This is a genomic window from Pontivivens nitratireducens (assembly GCF_014235845.1).
GTDB lineage: Bacteria > Pseudomonadota > Alphaproteobacteria > Rhodobacterales > Rhodobacteraceae > Pontivivens > Pontivivens nitratireducens.
Genome location: NZ_JACJUQ010000012.1, coordinates 15,086 through 28,365 on the forward strand (window position 1 = coordinate 15,086; position 13,280 = coordinate 28,365).

The 13,280-nt window shown below is 63.1% G+C and carries 15 protein-coding genes; 1 reads left to right on the forward strand and 14 read right to left on the reverse strand.

Translation table 11 applies throughout. The features are described from left to right. Nucleotides 1-5 precede the first annotated feature (5 nt). The 8 genes from H1S03_RS13100 to H1S03_RS13135 form a co-directional block, all read right to left on the reverse strand. Nucleotides 6-947 carry an NAD(P)H-dependent flavin oxidoreductase gene (locus H1S03_RS13100; protein WP_185804861.1) on the reverse strand — a complete coding sequence of 314 codons (942 nt, stop codon included), beginning with the start codon at nt 945-947 and terminating at the stop codon, nt 6-8. Then, nucleotides 944-1,969 (reverse strand): phosphotransferase family protein, encoded by a 1,026-nt coding sequence (locus H1S03_RS13105; protein WP_185804862.1) that lies wholly within the window; start codon nt 1,967-1,969, stop codon nt 944-946. The genes H1S03_RS13100 and H1S03_RS13105 overlap by 4 nt, the downstream gene beginning before the upstream one ends. Next, nucleotides 1,950-2,609: a histidine phosphatase family protein gene (locus H1S03_RS13110; protein WP_185804863.1), complete on the reverse strand. Its 660-nt coding sequence runs from the start codon at nt 2,607-2,609 to the stop codon at nt 1,950-1,952. The genes H1S03_RS13105 and H1S03_RS13110 overlap by 20 nt, the downstream gene beginning before the upstream one ends. 3 nt (nt 2,610-2,612) lie before the next feature. Further along, nucleotides 2,613-3,845, reverse strand: a complete 1,233-nt coding sequence (locus H1S03_RS13115) for an acyl-CoA dehydrogenase family protein (protein ID WP_185804864.1) — start codon at nt 3,843-3,845, stop codon at nt 2,613-2,615. Nucleotides 3,846-3,966: 121 nt separating this feature from the next. Continuing rightward, on the reverse strand, nt 3,967-4,446 hold the full coding sequence (locus H1S03_RS13120; protein ID WP_166191193.1) for a MaoC family dehydratase: 480 nt from the start codon (nt 4,444-4,446) through the stop codon (nt 3,967-3,969). A gap of 31 nt (nt 4,447-4,477) precedes the next feature. Beyond that, nucleotides 4,478-5,296 carry a sulfite exporter TauE/SafE family protein gene (locus H1S03_RS13125; RefSeq protein WP_185804865.1) on the reverse strand — a complete coding sequence of 273 codons (819 nt, stop codon included), beginning with the start codon at nt 5,294-5,296 and terminating at the stop codon, nt 4,478-4,480. Between the two features lie 103 nt (nt 5,297-5,399). Continuing rightward, on the reverse strand, nt 5,400-6,758 hold the full coding sequence (locus tag H1S03_RS13130; RefSeq protein ID WP_249777921.1) for a sigma-54-dependent transcriptional regulator: 1,359 nt from the start codon (nt 6,756-6,758) through the stop codon (nt 5,400-5,402). Next, a complete protein-coding gene (locus tag H1S03_RS13135) occupies nt 6,755-8,527 on the reverse strand; it encodes a sensor histidine kinase (RefSeq protein ID WP_185804866.1) in 1,773 nt (590 codons plus the stop codon). The genes H1S03_RS13130 and H1S03_RS13135 overlap by 4 nt, the downstream gene beginning before the upstream one ends. Before the next feature lie 106 nt (nt 8,528-8,633). Between H1S03_RS13135 and msrP the strand changes: the two genes are divergently transcribed. Beyond that, entirely contained in the window at nt 8,634-9,593 is a 960-nt protein-coding gene (gene msrP, locus H1S03_RS13140) for a protein-methionine-sulfoxide reductase catalytic subunit MsrP (RefSeq protein WP_166191187.1), read from the forward strand. Here the strand turns inward: msrP and H1S03_RS13145 are convergent. The 6 genes from H1S03_RS13145 to H1S03_RS13170 form a co-directional block, all read right to left on the reverse strand. Continuing rightward, nucleotides 9,590-10,210 carry a DUF1638 domain-containing protein gene (locus H1S03_RS13145; RefSeq protein WP_185804934.1) on the reverse strand — a complete coding sequence of 207 codons (621 nt, stop codon included), beginning with the start codon at nt 10,208-10,210 and terminating at the stop codon, nt 9,590-9,592. The genes msrP and H1S03_RS13145 overlap by 4 nt on opposite strands. Nucleotides 10,211-10,275: 65 nt before the next feature. Next, complete coding sequence (locus H1S03_RS13150; protein ID WP_185804867.1) at nt 10,276-10,611, reverse strand: YbjQ family protein; 336 nt, start codon at nt 10,609-10,611, stop codon at nt 10,276-10,278. Next, entirely contained in the window at nt 10,592-10,810 is a 219-nt protein-coding gene (locus H1S03_RS13155; RefSeq protein ID WP_185804868.1) for a hypothetical protein, read from the reverse strand. Before H1S03_RS13155 ends, H1S03_RS13150 begins: the two co-directional genes overlap by 20 nt. A gap of 102 nt (nt 10,811-10,912) precedes the next feature. Beyond that, nucleotides 10,913-11,614, reverse strand: coding sequence for a corrinoid protein (locus H1S03_RS13160; protein WP_166191179.1), 702 nt, complete (start codon nt 11,612-11,614; stop codon nt 10,913-10,915). Nucleotides 11,615-11,759: 145 nt separating this feature from the next. Continuing rightward, nucleotides 11,760-12,776, reverse strand: coding sequence for a betaine--homocysteine S-methyltransferase (bmt, locus tag H1S03_RS13165; RefSeq protein ID WP_185804869.1), 1,017 nt, complete (start codon nt 12,774-12,776; stop codon nt 11,760-11,762). Between the two features lie 12 nt (nt 12,777-12,788). Next, complete coding sequence (locus tag H1S03_RS13170) at nt 12,789-13,199, reverse strand: SufE family protein (RefSeq protein ID WP_185804870.1); 411 nt, start codon at nt 13,197-13,199, stop codon at nt 12,789-12,791. Nucleotides 13,200-13,280: the final 81 nt, after the last annotated feature.

The window sequence follows — 13,280 nt, forward strand, 5'->3', positions numbered from 1 at the left end:
CGATGTCACAGCGCCAGCCGCGCCCGCGCCGCCGCGTATTCCTCGGCCAGTTTTGCCACCAGCTCACTCGCCGGACGCACCGCATCGACGGCGCCGATCCCCTGACCGGCCCCCCAGATCTCCTTCCAGGCCTTGGGCTTTTCACGTTCGGAACCGAAGCTCATGGTGCTTACGTCGCCGTCTGGCAGATTGTCCGGGTCCATGCCCACCGCCTCGATGCTGGCGCGCAGGTAGTTGCCGTGCACCCCGGTGAACAGGTTGGAATAGACGATATCGTCGGCGGACCCGTCCACGATCCCCTGTTTATAGGCGTCGGCGGCGCGGGCCTCATCCGTCGCAATAAAGGGTGAGCCGATATAGGCATAATCGGCCCCCATCGCTTGCGCGGCCAGGATCCCGTCACCGCTGGCAATGGACCCGGACAACAGCAGTGGGCCATCAAACCAGGCGCGAATCTCACGCACCAGCGCAAATGGGTTGAGGCGACCGGCATGACCCCCCGCCCCCCACGCGACCGCGATCAGACCGTCCGCGCCCTTTTCCACCGCCTTGCGCGCGAAGCGGTTGTTGATGACATCGTGCAGCGTGATGCCGCCCCACGCATGAACCGCATCGTTCAATTCGGCCCGCGCACCCAGCGAGGTGATGGTGATCGGCGGTGCATATTTTGCGCAGGTCTCCAGATCCTGCTCCAACCGGTCGTTCGAGCGATGCACGATCTGGTTCACCGCATAGGGTGCCGCTGGTTGGTCGGGATGATCGCGATCATGCGCGGCCAGCGCTTCGGTGATTTCGGCCAACCACTCATCCAGTTGGCTTTGCGGGCGGGCGTTCAGGGCAGGAAAGCTGCCCACGATGCCGGCCTTGCACTGGGCAATTACCAGCGCGGGGTTCGAGATGATGAACAGCGGTGCCGCCACCGCAGGAATGCGAAGGTTGTCTATCATTTGATCCTCATCAGGGCTGCCTGGGCAAACATCGGAACGTAAGCGCCCATTTTCAAACCGGATTCCGGGTTCGAAGCGTTGCCATCCAACGCGCGCTTCTTCACGCCCTGGATGATTGCCGCCATACGGAAAAAGGCGAAGGCGACGGGGTAGTCCAGATCGGGCACTTCGCTCAACCCGACGCGCTTCGCGTACAGTTCAGCGTAGGCATCGTCCTCGGGTATGCCCAACTCCGCCCGGTCCACGCCCATCAGGCCGCGCCCCTCGGTCCCCGGTGGCAATTGCCATTGCATGATCTGTGTGCCGAGATCGGCCAAGGGATGTCCCAGCGTGGACAGCTCCCAATCCAGCACCGCGTTGCACTGACCGGATGCGTCGAACAACAGGTTGTCGATGCGCCAGTCGCCATGGGCCAGGCGGGCCGGACCCTCGGGCGGGGTTTGCGCGTCGAGCCACGCGATCAGCTCCTCCATCGGTGCGATCGTCTCAGTCTCACAAGCGCGATACTGCTTGGACCAGCGCCCGACCTGCCGCTCGAAATAATTGCCCGGCGGACCGTAATCGCCCAGACCCACTTCCGCCGGATCGACGGAATGCAGCGCCGCCAGCGTGGCGTTCATGCTGTCATAGACCGCGACGCGCATGTCACGACTCTCACCCAGCAGCCGCGGATCGACCCAGTTCTGCCCCTGAACGAAGGACATGACATAGAACATTGTTCCCAATACGCTTTCATCCTCGCACAGATGCAGGGCATCCGGCACGGGAACATCGGTATCACGCAGTGCGGACAAAACGCGATATTCCCGGTCAACCGCATGCGCGGATTTCAGCAACTCGCCGTCCGGCTTGCGCCGGATCACGTATTTTCCGCTGGCGGCCGTGACGATATATGTCGGATTCGACTGACCCTGCGCGGTTTTTTGCACATCCGTGACCGGGCCGCGAAAACCGGGAACGTGGGCCTGCAGATAGGGGGCAATGTCCGAGATGGTCTGACTGTCAGATATAGGTGCGGGCATGACGGCGATCCTCCGGGTCTAGATGCGGGCTGGCGTTGAACAGGGACAGGCGCAAACGCCCGTCCTCGACGATCAACCGGTGCACGCTGGCATTGTGGATGTTTATCAGCAGGTCCGCTGTCGTGCGCGGATCGAGGCCGAGCACCCGCGCCAGGGTCACGCCGATCACGCCACCTGAGGTCACCAGCAGCGTGCTGCCCCCCTGGGCCACGGCGGCATCGACTACGGCCTGGGTGCGGGTGCAGAACGCCTCGTAACTCTCACCGGCATTTGAGATTTTTCCACTCGCCCAGTGCTCGAACAGGCGTGGAAACATCTCGATGAATTCGCCGCGCGACTCTGCCGGCCCGCTGCCGGTGGCTTGCCTGTATTGCGCGGCAAGGCTGTCGAAATGCAGTTCGTTCAGGCGCGGATCCTCGGCCGCGGGGGGCACGGCGAATGTTTGTGCGATGCCCTCCGCCGTTTCACGATGTCGCCGCAGCGACCCACGCGAGACGCGATCGACGCGCATGGCATGGGTGTGCATATAGCTGCCCAGCCAGCGCGCCTGCTCATGTCCCAGCGGGCTGAGCCGGTCGTAATCGTCGGTTCCGAACGACGCCTGCCCATGACGGACGAGAACGATTTCGCATTCGTGCAAGGTTCAGGTCGCCTGATTGGTGTAGGGCTTCAACTCCGTCCGCGCGACCTGCCGTCGGTGGACCGCATCCGGCCCGTCAGCCAGCCGTAGGGTGCGCACATGGGTCCAGGCCGCAGCCAAGGGCGTATCCTGTGAAATGCCCGCACCGCCATGCATCTGCACAGCCTCATCGATGACCTCCAGCGCGACGCGCGGGGCCACGACCTTGATCTGGCTGATCCACGGTGCCGCAGCGCGCGCGTCGCCCTGATCCATCATCCACGCGGCCTTCAGGCACAGCAGACGGGCCTGCTCGATCTTCATGCGAGCCTCCGCGATGATGTCGAAATTCGCCCCCAGCATGGCGAGGGGTTTACCGAAAGCCTCACGCTGGGTGGATCGACGGCACATCAGTTCCAGCGCCGCCTCGGCCTGTCCAATGGCGCGCATGCAGTGATGGATGCGGCCCGGCCCCAGACGGCCTTGCGAAATTTCGAAACCGCAGCCTTCCCCCAGCAGGATCGCATCGGCGGGAACGCGCACGTCGGTGAAACGCATGTGCATGTGCCCGTGGGGCGCGTCGTCGTGGCCATAGACCTCCATCGCGCGCAGGATCTCGATGCCGGGCGTGTCCGCCGGAACCACGACCATGGAGTGCTGGCGATGCTTCGGGCGGTCATCCGACGGGGTGGCGACCATGACGATATAAACCTTGCAGCGGGGATCGCCCGCGCCGCTGATCCACCACTTTTCACCATTCAGAACATAGTCCTGCCCGTCGCGCACACAGGTCATCGCCATATTCGTCGCGTCCGAGGAAGCGACGTCGGGTTCGGTCATGGCATAGGCCGATCTGATCTCACCGTTCAAAAGCGGCTTGAGCCAGCGTTCCTTCATCTCGGGTGTGCCGTAACGCTCGAACACTTCCATGTTTCCGGTATCGGGCGCGGCGCAGTTGAAGACCTCCGCCGCCAGATGAACCTTGCCCATTTCCTCCGCCAGATAGGCGTATTCGACGGTGCTCAGACCGTAGCCCCGCTCGGAGTCGGTCAGCCAGAAATTCCAGAGGTTACGGGACTTTGCCAAATCTTTGAGCCCCTCCAGGATCTCCGTCTGGCGGGGGGAATATTCGAAGCGGTTGCCAGTGGAGCCGACAAGTTCGAGGAACTCTTGCGAAAGCGGTGCGATCTCGGTCTGCACCATCTGCCGAACCTCTTGGATCAGCGGTTTCAGCCGTGAAGTAATGCCCAGTTCCATGTCGCTCTCCCCTATGATTTTGGGGGCAGAGTGACGCGGCGCACCGCCGGGGGCAAGAGCGTCGTGGCGGCATTTTCGGCAAGCCGGGACCTGTCCGCGCCGCGACAGCGCAGGAAAATGCTCAGGTATCCGGCGTGAAGTACCCGCGCGATATCCATTTCGCGACCAGTGCGGGGTGGTCGGCGTCCTCAATCTCGACGGTTACGCTGTGGTGGGAGGTCACCTGCCCGGGTTCCTCCTCCAGCGCATCGAGGGTGAAGTGCCCCCTGATGCGCGCGCCCGCCGGCACCGGCGTCAGAAACCGGACCTTGTCGAAACCGTAATTCACTCCCATCACCGTGCCATCGGCCAGGGGCACCGCATCGTAAGCCATCGGAGCGAGGTAGGACATCGTCAGAAATCCGTGCGCGATGGTGCTGCCGAACGGTGCCTCGGCGGCGCGGACCGGATCGACATGAATGAACTGTTCATCCTGCGTGATGCGCGCGAAGTCGTCTATCAGGGTCTGGTCGATGGTGAACCATCTGGACGTGCCGATATGCTGGTCGATCATCCGGCGCAATTCGGCCAATGGTATGCTGTGACGATGCGGAAGGCTCATATACCCGACCTCTCGTTGCGAAGAAAACCGCTCACCCGCCCAGACCTGAACGCAGCATGTTCATTGCCATGATGAAGATAAACACGGCAAAGATCATCCGCAGCGGCCGAACCGGCAGCGCATGGGCCAGCCGCGCACCCAGTGGGGCGGTGACGAGGGTCATGGCGATGACGATCAGGAATGCAGGCAAATTGACGTAGCCCACCGTCAGCGGCGGTGTCACAACGGGGTCTTGCAGCAGGAACCCGATGACGGATGGCACGGCGATCAGGATGCCGAACCCGGCTGCGGTGGCCACGGCGCGGTGGATCGGCACGTTGCTCAGCGTCATCAGCGGCACACCCAGCGAGCCGCCGCCGATTCCCATCAGGACAGACGTGATGCCTATACCCGGCGACAGGATCGCACGCAGGATCCCCTTGGGCATTTCCCGTGCCAATGTCCAGTCCGACCTGCCGAAGGCGAAATAGCCGGCGATCAGCGCCCCCAGAACGCCGAAGATCAGTTGCAATGTGGCGCTCTCCAACCCGCCGACGGCCCAGACGCCGACCACCGCGCCGATGGCGATACCCGGTGCCCAGGCCTTCAGGATACCCCATTCCACCGCGCCCTTCTTGTGATGCGACGCGACGGAGCGGGCCGAGGTCACGATGATTGTGGCCAGCGAAGTGGCAAGACAGACGCGCATCAACTCGTCACTGGCATAGCCCGCGATGGTGAAGACATAGAAGAAAACCGGCACCAGCACGATCCCCCCGCCGAGGCCCAACAGGCCCGCCACCACACCTGCAACGGCTCCCGTGAGCAGCAACAGGGCAATCAGCGGCAGCAATTCGAGAAGCGTTGTCATGGGGATCCTCGCTGAAACGGGCAGATGTAGTAGGCCAGACGAAATAGGCCCGACAAGGGCTAAGGCCTCGCCCGCTCCTTCGCAAGCGTCGCGACACCGCAGGTCAGACGAAGTCAGCGCGGCTGATGCCGTATTTCGCCATTTTCTCATTCAGGGTGCGGCGCGGCAGGGCCAGTTCCTCCATCACCGGGGTGATGGCGCCGTGATGACGACGCAGGGCGGCCTCGATCTGAAGCCGCTCGAACGCCTCCACATGATCCTTGAGGGGCCGCCGGGATGCCCCCTCCAACGTCTGCGCGGCCCTCTCCGAATCCGGTATTTCCTCCCCCATCACAGCGCGTACCGTGCTGGAACCATGGCGGGAGCGTAAAACGAAACGTTCAGCGATATTGATAAGCTGCCGGTGATTTCCGGGCCAGTCATGTGCCAGCAGCGACGCGGCGTCCTCCGCTCCGATATCCGGGCGCGGGGTGTCATAATCCTGTGCGAAGCGGTCCACGTAGTGCTCGAACAACATCATCACGTCCTGCCCCACGCTGCGCAGCGGGGGTGTGGTGATCTCCAGCGCGCTCAGCAGATAATACAGACCGGGCGATAACTGGCCGGAGGCGACCTCCTCCGCCACCTTGTCATCCGCGATGGTGGCGATCCGGGCGCGGATCGGCGTGCCATCGGACATCTTGCCGTCGGTCAGGGTCTGGCCCAGTCGGGCCTGCAATCGCGCGGGCAAGGCGGCAACGTTTTCCAGCACGACCATGCCCTGCCCGGCTGCAATCAGCAGCGGCGGATTGCCGGATCGGTCGGGGGAGAAGACTCTCTCCTCGAAATGGGTCGGAGCCTCCGCCGCGCAATTCAACGTCAGAAACGGTTGCCCGGCATGGGACCCGGCGGCATGCAGCGCCCGCGCGACCAGACTGCGACCCGCGCCACGCTCCCCGGTGATCAGGATCGGAGCGTCGGCGTGCGCATAGTCCAGAATCGCATCGCGCAGGCGCAAGGTCGGCGCGCTGTCCCCCATGATCTGCCGCAACAGCACGGTGCCATCTGCCAGCTCGCGCCGAAGCATCCGGTTGTCGATGGTCAGACGGCGAGCGGCCCCGGCGCGGCGCACCAGATCGCTTAGCCGTTCGGGATCAAAGGGCTTTTCCACGAAATCGTAGGCTCCGGCGCGCATCGCCTCCACCGCCATGGTCACGTCACCGTGGCCTGTGATCAGGATGACCGGCAGCGATCGGTCCTTTTTCTGCAACAGCGAGAGCAGTTCCAGCCCGTCGATTCCGGGCATCCGCACGTCCGAGATCACGACACCCGGATAGTCGGCATCGATCTGATCGAGGGCGGCGGTCGCGCAATCGAACGTGCGCGGAGCAAAGCCCGACAGGTCCAGCCACTGGCTGACCGAGGCGCGCATGTCCTCCTCGTCGTCGATGATGGTCACTGGCATCCGGTCTGGATCACTCATGGTTCCGTCCCCCCTGCTGCACGGATCAATGGTAGGCTTACCTCGAACACCGCGCCGCCATCCACAGCGTTTCGCGCGGTCAGGCTGCCGCCCAGATCGCGCACGATTCCGGCGGAAATGGCAAGGCCGAGGCCAACCCCCTCGCCCGGTGCCTTGGTTGTGAAAAACGGCTCGAACAGCTTCGCCGCCGTCCCCTGGAACCCCGGTCCCGCGTCGCGGACCTGTATCCGCGCAAGGTTGGGGCCAGAAAATACCTCGATGGTAATGACCGGCTCCGGAACCGAGCGCATCGCATCCGCCGCGTTGCGCAGCAGATTGATCAGCACCTGTTCCAGCCGCATGGAATCAGCACGAACCATCACGGGCGTGTCGGGCATGCCGCGAATGATCTCGATCCGGCTCTGCCCGATCTGGGGCGCCATGATCGCCAGCGCCGCGGACACGCAGGTGCGCACGTCCACCTCCCCCAACTCGGAAGTACCCTTGCGAGCGAAAGTCTTGAGCTGGCCGGTGATGGTGGCCATCCGCGTGATCAGATCGTCGATCCGCTGGAAGGAGGTCATTGCCTCCTCCGGCCGGTTGCGCTTCATCAGCAGTTGCGCCCCCGCCAGATAGGTCTTCATCGCGGCCAACGGCTGGTTCAACTCATGGCTGACAGCGGCGGACATCTGCCCCAACGCGGCGAGGCGGGAGGATTGTTCGAGCGATTGCTCCGCCTCTTGCAAGCTCTGCTCAATGCGCAGACGTTCCTCGATTTCCGATCCGAGGCGAACGTTGAGCGCGCGCAGTTCCTCGGACTCACGCTGAAGCTGTAGCGATCTTCGCGCGACGCGCCGTGAAATGACGTAAAGTCCGAGCGCAACCAGCAGCGACATGCCCATGATTTCCAATGCCAAAACGCCGGTCACACGTTCGCGAACCTCGGAAATCGGGGCGAGATAGGTGACGGTCCACCCCCGGAAATCGACCTCCCGATCTATGCGCAGGAACACCTCATCGTCGATGGCGACCTGGGGGCCAGCATTGCTTGGGTCCAGCGACAGCATGGGAAGCAGGCCAAACCGTCCCGCGCCCTGCGCCGACAAGGGATCGAGAAACGGCGACAGCGAGCGATAGCGCCATTCGGCCCGTGACGACAGCAGGATCAGATCCTCCGCATTCGTGACGAAAACCTGATCGGCGCTGGACACCCATTCATCCTGCAACCCGGCCAGATCCAGTTCGATCACCACGACGCCCAGGATCGTCCCGCTTTGCTGGATGCGCCGGGCAAAGAAGAACCGCTGCTCCGTATCGGACACGGCCACGGTGGCGAAGACCGACACGTCCTGATCGAGGGCAAGCTGAAAATACGGGGCCACCCCGTGGTTGATCTGCCGATCAATGGACTGCGTATCGGCCACCGGCGTTCCGGTCGCGGTATAAAGCGATATGCTGAGCGCGCCGGTCGTGGACTGCACACCCCCCAGCGTCAGCAAGGTCTGTTCGCTGGGCGCGCCGGTCAGGGCGGACAGCAAAAGCCGGTCCTGCGCCAACAGGGCGGACGCGACGGTATAGGTCTTGAGCACCGATTCGATGGCGTTTGCATAAAGCGTGGAGCGCACCGACGCCCGATTGCCGAGCGCGGTCATGTACCGATCCGTCAGCACCAGCCAGCTGGCCCACAGCAGCACCACCGAGAACACCAACGCCAAAGCACCCAGTACGACCTGCGCACGTGGCACACGACGCAGGCGTGCGGTAAAGGGATCCGATGGGCGGTGTATCATCGACCGGAACGTAGGTCGGGCTGCGCGTTCAAGCAACTTTGATTGGGTGCAAATCGTTCTATTTGCTACGCAGAGACGAAAGCCACACGCGCGAGAGGATTATTCCATGCACTATCATCGCCGCCCAAGCTGGGCGATCGCCGATTCCAGCGTCACGCCTGAGCATGTCTTTCTGAATCGGCGGGCCTTGCTGGCTGGCATGGGAATGGGCGCGGGACTGCTGGCCCTGCCCGGCCGTGGGCGTGCGGAGGCTGGAATCTCACCTTTGGAGGCACCGCAAAATCCCGCCTTCGCGGATGCCGGTCGCCCCGCAACCGACGAATCGTTAACTGCATTCTACAACAATTATTACGAATTCGGCTCCTCCAAGCGGATCGCGGATGAGGCGCAGAAGCTCGACGTCACCGGATGGAAGGTCAAGATCGCCGGTCTGGTCGAGGAAGAGTTCGAAATCGACTTTCAGGATCTGATGGGCCGGATGCCGCTGGAGGATCGCAATTATCGCCACCGTTGCGTCGAAGCCTGGTCGATGGTCGCACCCTGGACCGGCTTCCCCCTGTCCAAGCTGGTCGAGTTGGCCAAGCCGCTGTCCAGCGCGACTTACGTGAAGTTCCAGACCTTCCTCGACCCCGATGTGGCCACCGAACAGCGCGCGACCTGGTGGCCCTGGCCCTATACCGAGGGTCTGACAATCGACGAGGCGATGAACGAATTGAGCTTCATGGTCGTCGGCGCCTATGGCAAGGAATTGCACAAGCAGTTCGGTGCCCCCATGCGCCTGCACACCCCGTGGAAATTCGGCTTCAAGTCCATCAAGGCCATCGACCGGATCGAATTCACCGATGAACGCCCCCTCAGCTTCTGGGAGGAACTGGCCGAGAACGAATATGGATTCTGGGCAAACGTGAACCCCGAAGTGCCCCACCCCCGCTGGAGCCAGGCGGACGAACTGGTTCTGGGCACGGATGAGCGGGTGCCGACCCGGCTGTACAATGGATATGAGGAACAGGTGGCGGCGATGTATGGCGACCTGCCGCAAAGCGTCGGGGAACGGTTCTGGCGTTAAAGCCCTGACAGGGCGGTCGCCAGATCGCCATAGCCAGTAAAGCGCCGCTCGAACCGCAATCCCAGCGTTTCGGCGGCGCTTTCTGCCTTTCGGGTCAGGCCGTCATCATCGGTCTGGGCCAGATAAACCAGCCGCTCGTAATTGCCGAAATACAGGTCCTTGAGTTCGGGGTGCGCCGCCAGCCCCAACGGTTTCGTGACGAAGGTATCGAATTGCCGGGCCAGAAAATCGGTGAGGTAGAAGCTGGTGACCTCCTGCCGCGTGGCCTGTTGCTCCACCCCTTCGAAAAAGGCATAGCAATGCGGGCCGGGCAGACGGGCGACATCATGCCGACGGCACACTTCATCCAGTGCACCCCCGGTTCCGCAATCGGCATATAGGATGAAAATCTCCTCGTAGCCGTCGGATTTGGCGAGAGAAATCTCTCGCTCGACTGCGGGTGCGATCTGCTCCGGATGGTTGTGCAGAATGGCGGGCAGGCAGCGCAGCGCAAAATGCTCCGCCCCGTTGGCGCGGTTCACGGCGAGAATTTCGCGGGCCAGCGCGCCACAGGCGATAAGTGCAACACGCCCCGCACCGATATTCGCCCGCTGGTGGGTCAGCGTGTCCACGTCCAACGGGCCACGAGATACAGGCGCAGCCGCGCGCGATTGCAAACGCGCCGTGCGTCCGCCGCGCCGGGTCACGCCAACCGTACGGCCGTGCCGTAGAACACCACTTCGGACGCCTGCTGTGAAATGGTCGAGGTTTGCATCCGCACGCCGACCACTGCATCGGCACCCAGAGCGCGAGCCTCCGCGATCATCCGGTCCATGGCCTGTTCCCGGCTGGCGGCGAGCAGTTGCTGATATTCGCGGATCTCGCCCCCTACCAGATTGCGCAGGGATGCCACAATGTCCGAGCCCATATGCTTGGCCCGGACGGTGGAGCCGCGCACCAGCCCAAGTGCCGCCACAACCTCGCGCCCGGGAACGGTATCTATGGTCAGAACCGGAAGATCAGCGTTCGATACGGTCATAATAATCGTCCTCAGCATTGGTGAGGCGGTCGCGGATCACCCTCACGCAGATATAGGCCACCAGCGCAAGAACCGGCACGATGGCGATCAGCAGGGGCGGCATCGTGATCGCCGCGCTGAGAAGCAAACCGATATAGACTGCGATGCCCGCCGCAGCCATAGCGGCCACAACGATCAGAACGAAACGGTCAAGTGGCATTGCATCCTCTCCATCGGGCCGAAACGACCCCCGATCACGATATAGGAAGCCGAGGCCAGACGATACAGGGCAGCCAGTACGACACAAAGGCAGTGTGCAGGATCAGGACCCGACGCTGTTGTGCCTGCGCGCGATAAGCTCCTTGGCCGTTTCGACAGCGACAGCGGCATCACGGCAATAGGCATCCGCGCCGATCGCCTTACCGAATTCCTCGTTCAGCGGCGCACCGCCGACCATGACGATATAGTCGTCGCGTATCCCCTTCTCGACCAGGGTGTCGATGATGACCTTCATGTAGGGCATGGTGGTCGTCAGCAGGGCGGACATGCCGACGATGTCGGGCTGATCGCGCTCGATCGCCTCAAGGTAGTTTTCCACAGCGTTGTTGATGCCGAGATCCGTCACCTCGAACCCCGCACCCTCCATCATCATCGCTACGAGGTTCTTGCCGATATCGTGGATGTCCCCCTTGACCGTGCCGATCACCATGCGGCCCAGACGGGGGGCGCCGGTTTCGATCAGCAGCGGTTTGAGGATACTCATGCCCGATTTCATCGCGTTGGCGGCAAGCAGAACCTCGGGCACGAAAAGGATGCCATCACGGAAGTCGATCCCGACAATGCCCATCCCCTCGACCAATGTCCGCGTAAGAATGTCGTAGGGGGTCCAGCCACGCTCCAGCAGGATATTCACGCCCTCCATGATCTCATCCTTGAGACCGTCATAGAGGTCGTCGTGCATCTGAAGCGTCAGTTCCTCGTCGTTCAGTTCGGAAAGGATGATGTCCTGTTCGTCATCGGCCATAAGTTGTCCATCCAGTTGTGCGCACCGCGCCTGATCTTCATTGCATATAAGACCGCGCCCCGTGGGGGAAGCGGCTCAATCGCGACCATGTCCCGCCGCTTGGCGACATCGCCCGCGCGGGCCTCATGGTCATATCGCCACCCGGTCAGGTGCGCCGACGGCGACGTTCGCGTTTGGGGGCATCGGCGGCGGCCTCACCCGTGCCATCGCTGGCCGAGGAAAATCCGCCGAGGACCTCCTCGATCTGCTGCAGAGAGGGTTTGGCCTGGCGCGGCGTTTCCTCCAGCGCGCGACGCATGGCGACCAGATGCTCCGGCATGGTTCCGCAGCAGCCGCCGATGATCTTCGCGCCCAGATCGCGGGCCAGGCAGGCGTATTTTCCCATCAACTCCGGCGTGCCGTCGTAATGAATATGGCCTTCGACATATTTCGGGATACCCGCATTGCCCTTGGCGATCAGGTTCGCACCCTCCGCCGCCTCGACCATGCCGGTCATGGTCCGCAGCAGGTCGGACGCGCCGACGCCGCAATTCGCGCCGAAGGCCAGCGGCGCGTGCGGCAGCGCCTTCATGAACGCCGCAAGTCCAGTGGAGGTGACACCCATCATAGTACGGCCTGCGGTATCGAAGCTCATCGTGCCGCACCACGGCGCGTTCAGGTTCGCGCAAGCCTCCGCCGCGGCGCGCATCTCCTCCTCGGAGCTGATCGTCTCAACCCACAAAACATCCGCACCGCCAGCCAGCAGGGCCGCGCCGGCTTCCTCGAACATCTCCACCGCAGAGGCGTGCGTCAGGGGGCCGACGGGCACCAGCAACTCGCCGGTCGGGCCCAGCGAGCCTGCCACGACGATATCACGGCCCGAGGCATCGGCGGCCTCCCGCGCGATCTCGGCGGCGGCCTTGTTCAACTCCGCCACGCGATGCTGCGCATTGTGCAGTTTCAGACGCGAGGCATTGCCCCCGAAGGAATTCGTGAGGAAGATGTCCGAGCCGGAGTTGACCGCCCCGTCATACAGGGCCCGGATCTTGGCAGGTTCTTCCACGTTCCACATTTCGGGCGCGTCACCGGACATCAGCCCCATGTTGAACAGGTTGGTGCCGGTCGCACCATCGGCCAGCAACCAGTCACGTTGGGACAACAGGCGGGAAAGACGGTCGGTCATGTCGGAATCCTTTCAGGCAGCCGAGGCCGCGAACAGGCGAACCCGCTCGATCATGGCCCGCAGGCCGTTGGAGCGTTGTGCGCTCAAATGAGAATCGAGGCCGAGGCGGGCGAACTCCGCCGGGGCGTCAATGTCGAGGATCTCGCGGGCCGTGCGCCCGGAATACAGCGTGCGCAGGATCGCGATCAGCCCCCGCACGATCATCGCGTCGCTGTCCCCGTCGAAGGTAATCACCTGCCCCTCGACCTGCGGGACCAGCCAGACCTGCGAGGCGCAGCCGTCCACCTTGGTTGCGGGGGTGCGCAGGCTTTCGTCGAGAGGCGGCATGGCGCGGCCCAGATCAATGACGTGGGCGTAGCGATCCTCCCAATCGTCCAGGAACTCGAACGTCTCCACGATCTCTTCGAATGCGGCGGCGGCCATTGCGAACTCCGATACTTGCCTGCAACTCTCTTTGATGCGTGGGATGTACGCGTTGTGGGCCGAGCCGTCCAGACCCCCGGC

What these genes read in the sequence shown, in the direction of transcription:
- H1S03_RS13125 (WP_185804865.1), bottom strand. Translation starts at nt 5,296, where the DNA reads ATGACAACGCTTCTCGAATTGCTGCCGCTGATTGCCCTGTTGCTGCTC.
- msrP (WP_166191187.1), top strand. Translation starts at nt 8,634, where the DNA reads ATGCACTATCATCGCCGCCCAAGCTGGGCGATCGCCGATTCCAGCGTC.
- H1S03_RS13155 (WP_185804868.1), bottom strand. Translation starts at nt 10,810, where the DNA reads ATGCCACTTGACCGTTTCGTTCTGATCGTTGTGGCCGCTATGGCTGCG.
- H1S03_RS13150 (WP_185804867.1), bottom strand. Translation starts at nt 10,611, where the DNA reads ATGACCGTATCGAACGCTGATCTTCCGGTTCTGACCATAGATACCGTT.
- H1S03_RS13105 (WP_185804862.1), bottom strand. Translation starts at nt 1,969, where the DNA reads ATGCCCGCACCTATATCTGACAGTCAGACCATCTCGGACATTGCCCCC.
- H1S03_RS13160 (WP_166191179.1), bottom strand. Translation starts at nt 11,614, where the DNA reads ATGGCCGATGACGAACAGGACATCATCCTTTCCGAACTGAACGACGAG.
- H1S03_RS13170 (WP_185804870.1), bottom strand. Translation starts at nt 13,199, where the DNA reads ATGGCCGCCGCCGCATTCGAAGAGATCGTGGAGACGTTCGAGTTCCTG.
- H1S03_RS13130 (WP_249777921.1), bottom strand. Translation starts at nt 6,758, where the DNA reads ATGAGTGATCCAGACCGGATGCCAGTGACCATCATCGACGACGAGGAG.
- H1S03_RS13115 (WP_185804864.1), bottom strand. Translation starts at nt 3,845, where the DNA reads ATGGAACTGGGCATTACTTCACGGCTGAAACCGCTGATCCAAGAGGTT.
- bmt (WP_185804869.1), bottom strand. Translation starts at nt 12,776, where the DNA reads ATGACCGACCGTCTTTCCCGCCTGTTGTCCCAACGTGACTGGTTGCTG.
- H1S03_RS13135 (WP_185804866.1), bottom strand. Translation starts at nt 8,527, where the DNA reads ATGATACACCGCCCATCGGATCCCTTTACCGCACGCCTGCGTCGTGTG.
- H1S03_RS13100 (WP_185804861.1), bottom strand. Translation starts at nt 947, where the DNA reads ATGATAGACAACCTTCGCATTCCTGCGGTGGCGGCACCGCTGTTCATC.
- H1S03_RS13120 (WP_166191193.1), bottom strand. Translation starts at nt 4,446, where the DNA reads ATGAGCCTTCCGCATCGTCACAGCATACCATTGGCCGAATTGCGCCGG.